Here is a 249-nt window from a genome sequence, read left to right as displayed (position 1 = left end):
CGATCATCGGCCGCTGGCTGGCGGCGGGAACACGCATCCTCTTGTTCGACGAGCCGACGCGCGGCATCGATGTCGGCGCCAAGGCGGAGATCTATCAATCGCCTTGGCATAGGCGTTGATGCCGGCCTTGGCCGCGGCATAGGCGGGATTGCCGAAATGCGCGATGGCGTTGACCGAGGAGATGAAGACGACGCTGCCGGAGCCACGGCTGGCCATCGCCTTGACCAGCGGATCGGCGAAATTCATCAC

1 pseudogene is annotated in these 249 nt (G+C 64.3%); it reads right to left on the bottom strand.

Features of this window, described 5'->3' with window-relative positions:
- Window positions 1-96: 96 nt before the first annotated feature.
- Window positions 97-249: pseudogene (locus tag AC0L3S_RS39600) on the bottom strand (SDR family NAD(P)-dependent oxidoreductase); the annotation flags it as partial.

Source organism: Bradyrhizobium sp. Ken01, assembly GCF_055807355.1.
The sequence above is the reverse complement of the archived record's forward strand: the minus strand, read 5'-3'. Positions and strand labels throughout refer to the sequence as shown.